This window comes from Tepidibacter thalassicus DSM 15285, from assembly GCF_900129915.1.
GTDB lineage: Bacteria > Bacillota > Clostridia > Peptostreptococcales > Peptostreptococcaceae > Tepidibacter > Tepidibacter thalassicus.
The window spans coordinates 85,417-99,298 of the sequence record NZ_FQXH01000005.1 but is presented as its reverse complement, the minus strand read 5'-3'; the positions used below and the strand labels follow the sequence as shown (position 1 = coordinate 99,298).

Annotated in this window: 17 protein-coding genes; all 17 read right to left on the bottom strand. The window is 39.4% G+C overall.

Annotation, left to right across the window (positions count from 1 at the left end; genetic code table 11):
• Positions 1–7: 7 nt before the first annotated feature.
• On the bottom strand, positions 8–916 hold the full coding sequence (locus BUA19_RS00570) for a phage tail protein I (RefSeq protein WP_072722930.1): 909 nt from the start codon (positions 914–916) through the stop codon (positions 8–10).
• Positions 909–2,039, bottom strand: a complete 1,131-nt coding sequence (locus BUA19_RS00565) for a baseplate assembly protein (RefSeq protein ID WP_072722929.1) — start codon at positions 2,037–2,039, stop codon at positions 909–911. The genes BUA19_RS00570 and BUA19_RS00565 overlap by 8 nt, the downstream gene beginning before the upstream one ends.
• Positions 2,026–2,355, bottom strand: coding sequence for a GPW/gp25 family protein (locus BUA19_RS00560; protein ID WP_072722928.1), 330 nt, complete (start codon positions 2,353–2,355; stop codon positions 2,026–2,028). Before BUA19_RS00560 ends, BUA19_RS00565 begins: the two co-directional genes overlap by 14 nt.
• 5 nt (positions 2,356–2,360) lie before the next feature.
• Entirely contained in the window at positions 2,361–2,762 is a 402-nt protein-coding gene (locus tag BUA19_RS00555; RefSeq protein WP_072722927.1) for a phage tail protein, read from the bottom strand.
• Position 2,763: 1 nt separating this feature from the next.
• On the bottom strand, positions 2,764–3,192 hold the full coding sequence (locus tag BUA19_RS00550) for a hypothetical protein (RefSeq protein WP_143145338.1): 429 nt from the start codon (positions 3,190–3,192) through the stop codon (positions 2,764–2,766).
• A gap of 33 nt (positions 3,193–3,225) precedes the next feature.
• Complete coding sequence (locus BUA19_RS00545) at positions 3,226–4,524, bottom strand: phage late control D family protein (protein WP_072722925.1); 1,299 nt, start codon at positions 4,522–4,524, stop codon at positions 3,226–3,228.
• Positions 4,521–4,733, bottom strand: a complete 213-nt coding sequence (locus BUA19_RS00540; protein ID WP_072722924.1) for a tail protein X — start codon at positions 4,731–4,733, stop codon at positions 4,521–4,523. Before BUA19_RS00540 ends, BUA19_RS00545 begins: the two co-directional genes overlap by 4 nt.
• Positions 4,726–8,106: a phage tail tape measure protein gene (locus BUA19_RS00535; protein ID WP_072722923.1), complete on the bottom strand. Its 3,381-nt coding sequence runs from the start codon at positions 8,104–8,106 to the stop codon at positions 4,726–4,728. The genes BUA19_RS00540 and BUA19_RS00535 overlap by 8 nt, the downstream gene beginning before the upstream one ends.
• Positions 8,107–8,262: 156 nt before the next feature.
• Positions 8,263–8,631, bottom strand: coding sequence for a hypothetical protein (locus tag BUA19_RS00530; protein ID WP_072722922.1), 369 nt, complete (start codon positions 8,629–8,631; stop codon positions 8,263–8,265).
• Between the two features lie 57 nt (positions 8,632–8,688).
• Entirely contained in the window at positions 8,689–9,207 is a 519-nt protein-coding gene (locus BUA19_RS00525; RefSeq protein WP_072722921.1) for a phage major tail tube protein, read from the bottom strand.
• 20 nt (positions 9,208–9,227) lie between these two features.
• On the bottom strand, positions 9,228–10,673 hold the full coding sequence (locus tag BUA19_RS00520) for a phage tail sheath family protein (protein ID WP_072722920.1): 1,446 nt from the start codon (positions 10,671–10,673) through the stop codon (positions 9,228–9,230).
• A gap of 3 nt (positions 10,674–10,676) precedes the next feature.
• Positions 10,677–11,045: a hypothetical protein gene (locus tag BUA19_RS00515; protein ID WP_072722919.1), complete on the bottom strand. Its 369-nt coding sequence runs from the start codon at positions 11,043–11,045 to the stop codon at positions 10,677–10,679.
• Positions 11,039–11,524 (bottom strand): hypothetical protein, encoded by a 486-nt coding sequence (locus BUA19_RS00510; protein WP_072722918.1) that lies wholly within the window; start codon positions 11,522–11,524, stop codon positions 11,039–11,041. Before BUA19_RS00510 ends, BUA19_RS00515 begins: the two co-directional genes overlap by 7 nt.
• 14 nt (positions 11,525–11,538) lie before the next feature.
• A complete protein-coding gene (locus BUA19_RS00505; RefSeq protein ID WP_072722917.1) occupies positions 11,539–12,096 on the bottom strand; it encodes a phage tail protein in 558 nt (185 codons plus the stop codon).
• Positions 12,093–12,428: a hypothetical protein gene (locus BUA19_RS00500; protein ID WP_072722916.1), complete on the bottom strand. Its 336-nt coding sequence runs from the start codon at positions 12,426–12,428 to the stop codon at positions 12,093–12,095. The genes BUA19_RS00505 and BUA19_RS00500 overlap by 4 nt, the downstream gene beginning before the upstream one ends.
• Complete coding sequence (locus BUA19_RS00495) at positions 12,428–13,480, bottom strand: major capsid protein (protein ID WP_072722915.1); 1,053 nt, start codon at positions 13,478–13,480, stop codon at positions 12,428–12,430. The genes BUA19_RS00500 and BUA19_RS00495 overlap by 1 nt, the downstream gene beginning before the upstream one ends.
• An 18-nt stretch (positions 13,481–13,498) precedes the next feature.
• Positions 13,499–13,879: a hypothetical protein gene (locus BUA19_RS00490; RefSeq protein WP_072722914.1), complete on the bottom strand. Its 381-nt coding sequence runs from the start codon at positions 13,877–13,879 to the stop codon at positions 13,499–13,501.
• Positions 13,880–13,882 lie beyond the last annotated feature (3 nt).

The following is a 13,882-nucleotide window of genomic DNA, read 5'->3' as shown; positions in this document are numbered from 1 at the left end:
TCCTTTTTTAGTTGTTGTAAGCATTTTTAGTTCCACAAAGCACATAATTTATTTTATATCCTTGTGCTTCAATCTTTGGACTTACCCCTTTGTTTTTTGCGCTTCCATTAATATTTTCATCCGGAAGTATACCACTCCTTTCAGTTCCAGAAAAATCATAATTAAATCTATATCTTTTAGAATCGTTGTTGATTTTTATTTCTCTCATTCTCAATTCCGCTTTTATATTTTCTTGTGGAAAAGTACCGCTCAACTTATAGGTTTGTTTCCATGAAGATATATTGATAAACGATTCTACCTCTATATTTGAATTGATTCCAATTATATTTTTGTTTGGATAAGTGCCACATTCTAACATGCCACAATGCATAATCTGAAATTTTGTATATTCAGCTTTTACATTTATCCCAACTCCTGTGGTACACTGGTAAATCAAACTATCCATATGCGCACTTTTTCTTTTATACGAATCTACCGCTTTTTTTATTTCAAAATATCCCGCTCCTGCTCTTGAATGTGTCGTGTCTAACACAACCCGGAAAGAGAAAGGCTCCCCGTTATACTCGAACCATTCTTCTACATAACTATTGGGGTGAAGGTTTCCCAACGCTGTTTCAACTGCAAATTTTGTTCCTAACCTTTTATGGACCTTGACACTATCTTTAATCAAAGCCCGTTTTGCTTCAATTGGATAAGAATAATCGTACCAATCAACGTGCAAATCATATGCTAAAATATCAAGCGCCTCTTCTTCCAGTTCATCAATTCTGGCATATATGATATTTTTTCGCGCCATCTTGCTTGTTTTTTGCAATTCTTCTCCAATTACTTTTGCAAGAGCAAGCATGTTTTCATCATTTTTCAAACTTGGCGGTAGCTTTCTCGTTAAGTCAATATCGTAAATAGTATTATTCATCTTCAACCCCTCCATTTATTATGCTTGGGGGGTTTTGAAGCGTTGCAACCTTGTTTTCTTCCACAACTGCATGTGTTGGACTTGTTACTTCGACACGTTTTATTCCTGTTTTCATGAGCAGTGAAATTAAATAAGATGGGTTTATATCTCTTCCCATCTTCTCGGTTTGCCACTTCTTATATTCATTTACTGCTTTTTCAACTTCTTCCGCTATCACCATGCCACTGTTTGCACTTAGCTTCGGAATGTAGTACGTAAATTCAATATTGAACGGCACAACCTCTGGTGCCGATACCTTTACAAAATCTGTAAGAGGTCGTGTGCTATCTGCTGAAATAGCGGCTTCAACATTTTTCAAAACCTCTTCTCCGGGCATTTCTCCATCTTTTAGTAATACTCGTACATCTACAACTCCGCGTTCCGGTGAAGTTGCTGAAACGTCCGCTACTTGTGGAGAAGCTGTTTTGGCATGATATATATATGCACCTTCCGGTCCTGCTGTCGAAAAACTTTCCATACTTTCGCGCATTCGCTCGTAAAAAGCTTCGTCCGTTTCTCTTTCTGTACCTCCTGCGCTAGTTGTAATGTTTTCTACCTTTTCATAATATGGGAATAAATCAACAATTTGAGTTATTTGCCCCGGTATAAAATCGTTCCCTATTTCCCCAGCCTTTTGACATACCGCAAGTACATCACCGTATAATTCACCAGCTTTAATGTAAAGGTCCTCTATAGTTTCAAATGTAATTTCTCCATCAACTGTTACTCTTGTCCCTTTTGGCACGATTTGTTGCGAAGAAAGTATTGTTGATAAATAAAACCTAAATGTCGTTTTTGCCGCTTTTGCTTCAAGTCTGTATGTGTCTTTGAAAATTTCTGCAAGCGAATCCAGATACTCCCCTTCTGCATACCTCGGAATATTTTGTTTTGCTGATTCATCAATAATAACTCTTTCTTGTATGATAATATCAGCAACCCAAAGAATAAAAAGACGTGTCGGGTCCGCGGGATATAGAGTTCTCCCGGTAAACATTTCATATGATTTTATTAAACTATTTACAAGCAATTCCGTGTCTGTATCAACAAAGCTTATTTCTGGGTACTTCCTGTTATTCTCCGTCAATTATATTCACCTCCACCCGCGGAATGAGTTTCCCTGCTTTTGTTTCCTGCTTTTCCTCTACAAATGTAATGTTTTCAATTTCTGCTCTCGGCTCATATCTTTCAATTGCGTCCAGCACTTCTGTCACAAGAATTGCTTTCGCTACTGGTAGGGGTTTATCCAAAAAGCGTTGAGGAAGCCCGAAACCTCTATCAAGCGGCACAGTAAATTGAGGCGTTGAAATAATCATTGCCACATTCTGCAAAACCTCTTCAACAACCGTTTCTGGTGCAAGGTTTATTTTTTTATTATCATTTGCCGTCACAATATGAGCCATCCTCTTCACCTCCCTGCGTATTCTTTTAATGAAATAGATACCTTTGCAATAAGCAAATTCCCTTTGTTGTCAAACCTCTCTAAATCCTTTGAGGTTTTCTCTATGACCCATTTGTATTTTCCATAGGGTTTATTGCCTATCACAAGGCGCATGATTTTTCCTTTTCTCTCAGCTTCAAGAAGCTTGTTTATTTCTTTTATAGGATTTACACCCAAGAACGCAGAGAAATTCATTTTAAATGAAATAGAATCCGCATTTCTTCCTGTAAATTCAAGCAATGTGTCTTTTAAATGCCTGTCGTGAGTGGCATACTTTGCGGAACTGTCCCATTTCATGCCTTCAAATGTTTTCACCGTTTTTTTCGATACACTAAAAACTATGTCCCCCAAAGTGCCGACTACTGCCATATTAAATCCCCCCTATCACAAATCCGTCACTTTCGCCGTTGGGAAGATATATGCAAAGTACCAATTGCCCAACATATGGAAGCCACGGATATACTTTGATTAAAGTTTTATCGACATTTTTAATGTAATCAGGTTCATATATCCTACCGCTGTATTTTGCATATTTTTCGTTAATGTTAAGATTTTGATTTGCAGAATGATATATTGCTTCGTAATCCGGGTTTATTTCTTCTGTTATGTCTATTTCTTTAATAGTGTTTGGCTCGTCACCCTCAACGCTGTTGTCGACGCTCCATTTTTTATAAACAATAAGCGGTTGATTTTGAATTACTTTCAACGGTCCAGAAACAAGATTGTTTTTATCAGCGAACTTCACTCTTGCTGTTCTATTTTCTACATCAACCGAACTCACCGTGCCAACTCGCACCATATTTTTTAATACATTCAATTCCTCTTTCATTTATCAATATTCCTCCAATACACGGCGTAATTTAATGTTTACAGTGTACCCACCTGTCAAATTATGCGTTGCACTTTCGATGATATATTTTCCATCAAATGCACCATACCCCCCAACATCAACCGTTACCCCTGCAACTAGGTCTAAATCTCCAACGAGAGTAAACTCCGCGGTAAATTCTTTTTTATTTTTTTCTCTTAGTCTTTTCATTGCAAGTTTTCTGGCTTCTTCTTTGTCATTTACTTTCTCGTTAATTTCCAGAACTTGACCGCTACCCGGTGCATTTCTCGGCTGGTAAGTATATTCAATTGTTTTTCCAGTTTTAGGGTTTGTATAACTAACATGGCATTTATCATATGCCGTATCATTGAAGTTCGTTGAAAATCTATAACTTTTCACATCTGATTCACCGCGTTTTATCTTTCTTATCGTGTCTTTTTTCTCGTATGTTGCGGCGTCAAATAGAACAATCGTTTTTGCTGTTACTTTCAGTGATATTCCCGCATTCTTGCAAAGTGTTTTTAAAAAAACAATATCAGATTGTTGCACTTGCTCTCTTCGGTCATAATATGGATTGTATGCCGATTCAAACATGCACTTCATACCGTTTTTGCTTGCAATTTCTTCTGCTATAGCTTTAAGAAAAATATTTTCCCACGCTTTGGTTTTTTTCTGCTTTCGTATTGTTGATGTATAAGGGATTGAAGTTCCTTTTAAGCTTACTTTAGCAGGTGGTCCGCTTCCATCCACGCTGTCTATTTCAAATAAACCGCAATCAAGAACTTTATCCTTTCCTGTCGAATCCCAATTTTTCTGAACGATAAGTGCATGAATCATCGCGCCTTTTGCTCCACCGCTGTTTGTCATTGTTTCTTGTTTTGCCGAAATCTTTTCCACTTGATTTTCAGCAAACCACCCTATTTTTTCAACATGAATTGGGTATGGCACGCCTTGTTTTATGTTCAACTTAGTAACTTTTCCTTTGTAGTTTGTCACAGCACTTCCCGGCGTTCCTCTTCCATAACTGCTATATTGAGGTTTACCATTCACAATTACTTCATCACCTATTTTCCAACCACTATTATTAATCTCTGGTGTTTGGGGTTGGGCTGGCGTATTAAGCCAATCGCCCAGCCAAACCCCTTCCCTATCATCAAGCGTTAATTGCAAATCATCCGTTTTATCCTCTTCGTTATCAGTATAAGTCATTGATAAAAAATATTTATTTACATCCGCGCTGATGTCCACCCCCTCAAATTCAAGGCGTATTTCAACGCGTCTTGCCATTTCATTATTGCTCATACTATCCCTCTTTTCCACGGTGGCAGTTTCGCCGAAACCTCCACTTCTATTTCTGGAATATCAATCACTATTCCTGCGGGGAAAATGGCGGTGTGACGATGTTGCAAATTGTTTTTTATGAGTTTATCGGTATATTTTTCATCCCCAAGCGTTTTATATGCTATAGTGTCCCACATATCGCCTAAAACCGTTGTATATTTTTTACTCATATCTTCCCCGCCTTTCGTCCTCTTCTTTTTTTCTTATTCTTTCTTCCACTTCGTTTAATAATTCCTCATTGTTTTTCTTCAACTTCTCTTCTAGGTCATTCGGTGCGTTACCGTCAACATGGATTGTCGGTTGGTTATGAATTGTTATTTTTGTTATGACTTGTGTTGAATCTGCTTTTACTGTTGGTGCTGTAACTCCTGCCGCCGTTGTGCTATATGCAAGTTGAAGTTGCGGCAACATAGGTCCTCTTGGCGCTACCGCTCTTATGGAAGAAAGCATTGCTTGCAACATCGGTGCAAGCATTACAACTTCTTTTACTTCATTGTAATTATTCTGTGTGCTTGCTTTGTTGATATTATTGAATATTTGTCCTGTTTGTGCGGCTGTAAATACTTTTCTTCCTTTTGCATTGGTAATAAGTTCCGCGCCTTTTTCACCAGCAATAAATGTGTCTGGTGTATAATTTGACCCTTTTGCAAACATAGGGATTTTAGGGATTTTTAATTCAAACTTTTTCCCTCCGACCATCGGAACCCAATCTGGTATATCAAAACCGACCTTGTTTATACTTCCTATAACTCCATTCACTATTGAAATAACTGCATTCAAAGGTGCTTTGACAATACCTCCAAGCGATTGGAAGATTCCTTTGAAAATATCTTTTACACCTGTCCAAGCTTTTTCCCAATCGCCGGTGAAAACACCTACAATAAAATTGATTATGCCTTTTATTGCAGTTAATAATCCCCCAATAACTTGCATTATCGTATGGAGCGCCCCTGTAATAATTGATTGAATCAGTGGCATTACTACACTTACAACATTCATAACCGCTGTTGCTACACCTTGAATTATGGTCCATAACCCTTGAATGATACTTGCTATAGTCGGCGCCCATTCAGCGAATTTTTGTGCAATCATTGGAAGCACTGTCCCAACTATAAAGTTGAAAATTTCTACTATTACTGGTTTAACACTTGTGTCAACAAAAGATATAAACTGTCCCACAATATTTCCTATAGTAGCAAACACGTCAATAAAAGCATTTAAGAAGTTAGCCAAAGCCGGATTTTCTCCAAAAGTATCATCTATGAATTTTTTTATTCCGCTAATTCCATCATCAGAAAACACATTTTTTATTGCATTTCCGATATTTCCTATCGTTGCAACAACTTTGTCAAATACTTTAAGCCCAGCTTTTCCAAATACTCTTTCTACAACACCTCTTACTTTGTCCAGATTGTCTCTTAAAATCTGAATCGCTGAAATGATTAGCATAACCACTCCGACAACTGGGAATATTTTCCCGAATATGCCACTAAACGGTCCTAATATTGCGCCTCCCAAATTCATGAGCGGCGAAATTAATTTCCCTATGCTCATGAACGGTTTTGCCACCACCATTCCTATTTTCCCAAGCGGTCCAGCAATTATCTTGCTTCCTACACTCCCGAAAATTGATGTGATTCTACCTCCAACGCCTCCAAATGCACCAACTATCTTACCGCCGATACCTCCGAATACTTTTCCTATTCCAGAAAACGCCGTTGCAATTTTGCCACCAAACATTTGACCAATTGCGCTTCCTACTCCACCAAGCGCACCTTTAATTCCACCAAAATAATTTTTTATACCTGCTCCTGCTGTTGTCAATCTGCTTGAAAGCCCCATTGCCTCAACACCTGCAACTGCTGTTCTTCCTCTAAATAATGCAAACACTTTCTGAACCGCCAATGCTCCGCCTTTTAATTCTAGGAATCCAAGTTTTGCCCCAAGCGTCGCAACTTTGAACGCGGCTAATCCTGCGGCAAGCTTTATAATTGTACTTGTCAATTCTGGGTTTTCATCTGCAAATAAAGTTATTTTTGTGACCAATTCGGTCAACTTTTTCATTCCTTCTGTGATTGTTGGAAGCAATGCTTCTCCAAGCGCAATTTGTAACCCTTCAAAAGCCGATTTTGCAAGTTTTACTTGTCCATCGTAATTATCAAGTCGTATTGCCGCCATTTTTTCTGCCGCGCCATTCGCATTATTAATTTCTTTTGTAAGTTTTGCAAAATCCTGTTCACTTGCATTCATCATAGCCAAAAAACCGGACATTGCCTCTTTTCCTGCGATACTTGCGGCATATTGCATTTTCTGGTCCTCTGTAAGTCCTGCAAATTTCCCTCTAAGTTCAACCAATGTTTGATTTAATGGTTTTACAGTTCCATCCGCTTTTAACATGGACCATTGTAAATCTTGTAATGCTTTTTGTGCTTGTTTAGGTGGTTTTGCCAAACGTGTCAATACGCCTCTTAAACTCGTTCCTGCTTTTTCAGCTTTAATTCCCGAGTTTGCCATCAATCCCAGCGCAACCCCTACATCTTCAACCCTGTATTTTAACGCGCCGGCGATTGGAGCAACATAACTGAATGAACCTCCCATCATCCCGACATTAGTATTTGAATTTGAAGCCGCTTTTGCAAGAACATCCGCAAAGTGTCCGGAATCTTTTGCTTGCATTCCAAATGCCGTAAGCGCGTCCGTCACAATATCGGAAACGGTCGCTAAATCCTCGCCGCTTGCGGCGGCTAAATTCATGACGCCCGGTAAGCCGTTAATCATTTCTTTGGTTTTCCACCCAGCCATAGACATATATTCAAGTGCCTTTCCGGATTCTACTGCTGTAAATTGAGTTGTAGCCCCCATTTGCTTTGCTTTAGCGGCTAATAACTCCATTTCGTCACCGGTTGCACCCGATATAGCTTTAACCGTGGACATTTGCGCTTGAAACTCCCGTGCCTTCTTGACTGGTCCAGCAAAAAAAGCGGCGCCCAGTGCAGTTGCAACTCCCAACGTACCCACTAACTCTGATTTTGTCTTTGAAATGGCGGCGGCATTTTTTTGTTGTGCGGCATTTATTTTTGCCAAATCCTGTTGACTTCTCCGCACTGCTTCGTAACTTCTTGCAAGCCTTCCGTTTGCCGCTTCTAAATTATTGGTATTAACGCCCGCACTTAGCAACTCTTCGCCTAGTTCTCCAAGTCGTCTTTCCTGCTCTTCAATACGGGTGGTTGTAGTAGCAATTTGACGGGCGTTTCTTTCAAATTTTCTTCGTAAGGATTCGGACGGATTTTCCGTTTGATTCATTTCTTGTTGCAATCGTTCATGCTCTGCGGTTAATTCTGCAAGTTTTGCCCTGCTTTTTTCTACCGCGTTTGATTGCTTTTTATATCCGTCTATTTTGCCCGAAAGGGAATTTATTTTTGTAAGAGTTCCTTGAAGTTGCTTTGTTGTGTTCATAGCCGTTTGAAAAGAACTGTTGAAATTTCCTCCAAGAGCGGCTTTTAATTTAAAAAGCAATTCATACTCTTTTCTTCCTCCCGCCAAATCACTCACCCCCTTTGTCCTCTTCTGCGGCGGCGTTAATATCTTTTATCCAAGTCATTATTTCAATTGTTGTCATATCAATCCAAAAAGTTACTGGCGTGAACGTTGCTTTTGCTAGCCTATAACTTTCTTTTCTCCACCAACGCGCCGGGCTTTTTAATAGCCCGAACTTATTAAAAAATCGCGCGCGGCATTTGTAATTTTATTAAATTCCGGAAGTGGCATACTTTCCAATGCGTCCGCACCTATATTTCCAGCTTTGGCTGCCATTCTGCATTGAAACCCTCTTGAAATTTCTGGTGCAAGCGCATATTCTCCCATAGCCTGCATTTCAGTTTCAATGGCAATCATATCTTTTCCGGTTAATTTATCAAAATAGAAATTCAGTGTTTCAAATTTCTTCCCTTCGTATTCAAACGGCTTTTTAAATTCATGTACATAAACGCCATTTTTCTCTTTTGATATATTTACCTCTGTGCCTGCTTCTGTGGCTTCTACATTAACGTTTTTAATTTCTTCACTCATTGTTCTTTCCTCCTTTTTTTATTTGGTTAAATTAAAACCAGCGGTTTTTACCGCTGGTTATTTTCCAAGTGCTTTTCTTACGTCTGCCAAATAATCTGTTCCATTTACAAAATAGATAAAATTCAATATATCAACTTCAAGTACCTTTTCACCATCAATGAATGTCGCCCAATACGTCACCGCATACTCTCCGCTTGCTTCTGCCGGTGAAGCTGGCGCAACTTTCCCCGGATTGAGTTTCTTCGGCTTTACAACCATAACATGCTTAATTGACGTTACGGTAGTTTTCCCAGAAACGGTGTCTTTCCCTTGTTGCGCAACCCTCAAATCAATCTGATGGTCGCGTGGTTCAAGAAGTGCCACTGCGTCTTTTACAAGCGTTCTGAAATTCAGCGTCAATGTCATTGCTTCAAGATGTCCCAAAACAACACTCTCAAAAGTTCCGCTGATTCCTGCGCCCTTTACCTCTTCCGTTAAATTTGAGATTTCCGGCAATGTTACCTCTGCCATTCCGTAATATTCTGTTGAATTTTCATATACCGCAAAGTTAATTACGGATTCGTTTACTTTTGGCATACTCTTTTACCCCCCTTTTTTTATGCTTTCAATGCCGCGGCAACATAGTTCGCGTCATATTCTAAAATAAATTCAAGCTCTTTCGCTGGACTAGGTGGTGTCATGTAAATGTGGAATGTTGCTTTTCCACTCATGAGCGCTGTTGTGCTGTTTTCTTCGTCTCTAAACTCAACCCTACCGCCAAGCAACTTTTCTTCCGATGTAAGCCCATTCAGCCATATGTTAAGGCTGTCAATAATCGAATCAATTAATCTTCGATTCAATTTGTTATCTATCTTCGACCAATATGTCAGGATTACACTGTTTGAAACCCATCCAAACATACGAGAAACGCAAATAAAGTAATCTTTTACGTCTGTACTAGCTGGGAAGCACGCTGTTTCATTTCCCCATAAAACAAAGCCCCCAATAAAATTTAGCGCCGTAACAATACCATTCGAATTGAGGAAGTTTGCTTGCTGTAAATCAAGCGCGACTTCTGTTCCATCCGCAAGAACTGTGCTATTAATTTGCAATAACTTGTTAGATGGGCTTTCGCATGGACTATCTCCATTTTCTATATCAACCTTTGTCATAAGTCCTGCCACTTGCGTTGACATATGGAATATTTTTTCTCCTAATTTACACATCGGAAAGCAAAGTATTTGAGTTTTAGCATTGATATTATTGGCTTTTTTCCAAACCGGCGCGTCTGCATAATGCTTTGTTGACGATGTGTCTACATCTATTAGCGCTTTCCCTTCAAAGATTCCATTAATATTTTGGGCTTTACTGCTCATAATCGCCGCAACTTCTGCTTTGTGTGACCATCCCGGGCAAAGTATAATGTCCGGAACTATACTGAACAATGGAAATACCTTGTCTATCAATTCAAACCCTGTAGTCTCTTTGGTTTCAACATTAAAACCACCTATGATTTCCGCGTCTGTCACCATTGATGGGTCAACTTCATCGTAAGCAATATTTAATTTCGTTGCCGCTTCTGGTATAGTTCCGCCGTCAAGCACTTCAAGGACCAGTTTCCCGCCATCATAAAACAAATCATAATCCGTTTCAATTGTGTACGCTTCTCCTGTTCCTGTTTTTGCTTTAACGACCACGCTACTTTTAATTGCTTCAAATGGCAAATAAACCTTGCCTTCTGTCAATTCCAAATCTGCGGCGGCAACTGTCTTTTTGTGCTTTGTTGGGTCAAGTACATTGACAAAGATAACCGGACTTACTCCGTATAACTTGTAATGCGAATACATCACTTCACAAAGGCTGTATTTTTCCCAATCATCACTATAACCAAGCGCCGCAACTGCTTCACTGTAGTTGTTGCCCAGAATAGGCACATTTGTTTTCCCGCTCACCGTATGCACTGGCGCTGTTCCTACTACAAAAGCAATGCCGCTTCCTGCTGTCACCGGAGTTGAAACCGATGTTTCAATTTGTCGCGTTTTTACGCCGTGATAAAATGCCATTTTCTATTCCTCCTTATTTTCACCCATCGCAGAAACTACATCGCCATAATATTTATTGATGATATTTCCGTGTGTCTGGGTTTTCTCTTTTAGTTCCCCAAGTTTTTCAACCGGAACAATCAAACGTTCCACTTGGGGGTATTTTTCTATTACTTCTTTGTAGTATTCTTTAATGCTTTCTATGCCACCACATAGGACCGTATTGCTCTTTAATCTTCCACCGGGCAATGATGGTCCTATATATACAAAATGCTGGCATTCCTTGCCTTTTACTGTATTGGCTTTTACTTCTGTTTTTTTAACCTCTTCCGTTTTCTCACTGCTGGTAGAGGTTGTTGTTTCCGTTGGATTTTCTTTTCTTTTTGCTACCATATATTTCTAACCTCTCTTTCTATTTCTGGCATTTCCCAAATAGTGAGCATTTCACCCATATAATACGGTGCGGTATCATCCGGATATACAATATATTCAAGCGGTTTTTTAATCAAGAATTGTTCACCCACAACCCCATCTTTTAACAACGAAATGCGTATTCGCGTTAATACGTTTAATACATCCATTGCCCCTTCGCCGCCATCCTCTGAATATGTCGCTACAATTATTCTTATTTTGCATTCACTCTCCGGGCTTTCTCCTTCTTCCTGTTTATCTTTTCCGGTTAGAAACTGCAAAAGGATATAAGGAATACGCTTTGTTTCGCCTTCTTTGTCTGGCAAGCGCATTTTATGGACTTCCGCCGGGCGCTCTTTGGCTTCTTCACTACTTGGCTTTACACGAACCGAAAGAATAATATCTTTCGTGTGTTCTTCGATATATTTTTTTAATTCTTCAAGTAATACAACCGCCGTCATGCTTTACCTCCTTATTAAACATAACCGTTTAGTATTCGGCTTATTTCATGCTCAATACGTTTATTCACCGTCTCTTGCGCGGCGGCTTCAACTTTTTGCAAAACCTCTTCATTTTCCATCATATGGGCTGTTGATGGTCCGAAAAGTTGTTGTGATGTTTCACGCTTTCTTGTCATTCTCTCAAATACACCAACGCCATACCTTCCTAAATTTGCAACATATGCTGATTGCAACCTTTTCGCGCCTTCATTTTTCAACACCGAAACGCTTACAACTTTCCTTTTTGGTTGGCTTGGCGTCACCTTAAATTTAATCAGCGGTATTACTGCGCCGCCAAACTCAATTTGCCCTTCCAGTTTGCTTGAACTCGCCCGCTTCACCTTCATGTTGCGATTGCTGGTAATGTCTTTCTGTTTTATACGGTACGTTTCCCGAATCATTTTACCGGATTTTGAACGTACCGTTGCCAATCCTCTATTTATCGTGTTGTAAAAGACTTTATTCGGAGCGTTTTTTATTCCTCCGAGTATTAAATTCACTCTTTCTATTTGTTGGTTTGTTATTTCAATCATTCGTCCAACCTCTCCAAATCAAGAATTATTTCGCCCGCTTCATTCCCCACTTTTGTAATACTAAAAATATCGTCCCCAACCTCTATATTTGCGCCCTGTCTTGGTATAAAGTTCAAATCACTAAAAGCAACATATAACTTTACATCAACACGAAAAATGCCGCCTGCATTATCGCTTGACGGCTTTTTCCTGTCTTGTGCGCCCTCGTAATCAAGAATTATAGGGACCGTGTAATATTCTCCATCGTAATAAATTTCCGTTTTTTCCGCAAATTCATCCGTATTGTGGAAAACCGCTTTTACATCACGCTTCATTTGTTCTTTTAAATTCATTACAGAACTTGTGCAACAAACCAGCTATCGACTTCGTGAGGAATTGGAAGCGGGTTACTGTTAAGCTGTAAGAATCTGCGTGATGGATTTCTTTCAATCCAAGAATCCGGAACTCTCTCTCCTTCTACTGTAATGAAATTCTTCGTATTTTCATCGAGTAGTGTAACTGCTCCATAGTACATAGAGTAATTCGCTCCTGTAGAAATAAGAGCAAGTGTTTTTTCTGGTACAAGTGGTTTTTGCTCTGGCGCTTCTGGATTTGTCCAATCGTCCAAATACCATTCATTGTAAGTATAAATGTCCAAACCTTCTGCGTGAAGAGTACCTATATATGTTGTACCGTTTGGAAGTTCGCGTGGTTTGATAGACGCAAGGTCATAACCTTTTGTATCAAGTATTTTTTGCACTTTAGGGTGATTAATAAATGCCGTCGCAACATCATCTGACATTACACACACATCGCAATTTACAAAGCCGTTTTTTTGAACTTGCTTCCTCCATCTTTTCAAGTCTGCAATCGGGTCTGATGTTTCAGCACCCCATTTTTTAGCCGCTGTTGTGATAGTTTCTTTGTTCGTAAAACTAAAGTCAATTACTTCGTTGATTCCATCGCCAACAATCGGAATCGTACCCGTGAAAATCGCTTGCGCGCACATCCATTCTTCACGCCTTACAATCATTTCGTTAAGCTCCGTGAAATCTCTCGCAAGTTTTTCAACTGCTCTTTCTGCTGGACTTTTACCTCCATATATACTTTCACCCGGCATTCTTTGCATAAGGTCGTCCACTGTCGTAATTTTATTTGGTGCTACAAGTGGCGGCGTATAAGATTTCGTTTGATATCCACTATTTGGAATCGTCTTGCCTCCAATTTTTCTATGAACAAATGGTGCAAGCGCTCTGTTCCCTTTTTTAAAATCTACATCAACGCTTTTTGTTGTAAAAGTCTGAATGTTTTTAAAGAATGTCGTTCTAAAAAACGTATGCACTTTCGGCATACGCGTAACAACCTTCCCCATAGTACGTGGTTCAAAAATACTGATTTCTGCCATTTTCTATTCCTCCCTTTTCTACTTTAAGAAAATCCCTAGTTTTCTGAATGCTGGTTTCAGCATATCAATTGTAACGTCTGCCGGAAGTGGAATTTTATCCGCGAAAAATTCGCCAGTTAGATAAATAACCGCTTCCCCGCCACTTCCATCTTCTGCGGCTATTCCATAAAGATTTTCGACTGTGTTTTCTTCAATTGTTTTTGCAGGAATCGCATTAGTCGCGTCTACCTCTGTTGCTTCAATTTTAACAACTGGTTCAATTTCTCCCCCGACAAGTTTAACGGGCGTATGTTTAGTTACTGTTACCCCACTTTTAATCGGATATACACCTTTTGTAATCGGATAATCGCCTGCAATAATATTTTCCGGCGTGTTTGTTGCAGTATTTACTTCATACATGTT

Coding starts and splice junctions, on each gene's coding strand:
- BUA19_RS00570 (WP_072722930.1), bottom strand. CDS start 916: ATGAATAATACTATTTACGATATTGACTTAACGAGAAAGCTACCGCCA.
- BUA19_RS00560 (WP_072722928.1), bottom strand. CDS start 2,355: ATGGCTCATATTGTGACGGCAAATGATAATAAAAAAATAAACCTTGCA.
- BUA19_RS00555 (WP_072722927.1), bottom strand. CDS start 2,762: ATGGCAGTAGTCGGCACTTTGGGGGACATAGTTTTTAGTGTATCGAAA.
- BUA19_RS00550 (WP_143145338.1), bottom strand. CDS start 3,192: ATGGTGCGAGTTGGCACGGTGAGTTCGGTTGATGTAGAAAATAGAACA.
- BUA19_RS00545 (WP_072722925.1), bottom strand. CDS start 4,524: ATGAGCAATAATGAAATGGCAAGACGCGTTGAAATACGCCTTGAATTT.
- BUA19_RS00540 (WP_072722924.1), bottom strand. CDS start 4,733: ATGAGTAAAAAATATACAACGGTTTTAGGCGATATGTGGGACACTATA.
- BUA19_RS00530 (WP_072722922.1), bottom strand. CDS start 8,631: ATGAGTGAAGAAATTAAAAACGTTAATGTAGAAGCCACAGAAGCAGGC.
- BUA19_RS00525 (WP_072722921.1), bottom strand. CDS start 9,207: ATGCCAAAAGTAAACGAATCCGTAATTAACTTTGCGGTATATGAAAAT.
- BUA19_RS00520 (WP_072722920.1), bottom strand. CDS start 10,673: ATGGCATTTTATCACGGCGTAAAAACGCGACAAATTGAAACATCGGTT.
- BUA19_RS00515 (WP_072722919.1), bottom strand. CDS start 11,045: ATGGTAGCAAAAAGAAAAGAAAATCCAACGGAAACAACAACCTCTACC.
- BUA19_RS00510 (WP_072722918.1), bottom strand. CDS start 11,524: ATGACGGCGGTTGTATTACTTGAAGAATTAAAAAAATATATCGAAGAA.
- BUA19_RS00505 (WP_072722917.1), bottom strand. CDS start 12,096: ATGATTGAAATAACAAACCAACAAATAGAAAGAGTGAATTTAATACTC.
- BUA19_RS00500 (WP_072722916.1), bottom strand. CDS start 12,428: ATGAATTTAAAAGAACAAATGAAGCGTGATGTAAAAGCGGTTTTCCAC.
- BUA19_RS00495 (WP_072722915.1), bottom strand. CDS start 13,480: ATGGCAGAAATCAGTATTTTTGAACCACGTACTATGGGGAAGGTTGTT.
- BUA19_RS00490 (WP_072722914.1), bottom strand. CDS start 13,879: ATGTATGAAGTAAATACTGCAACAAACACGCCGGAAAATATTATTGCA.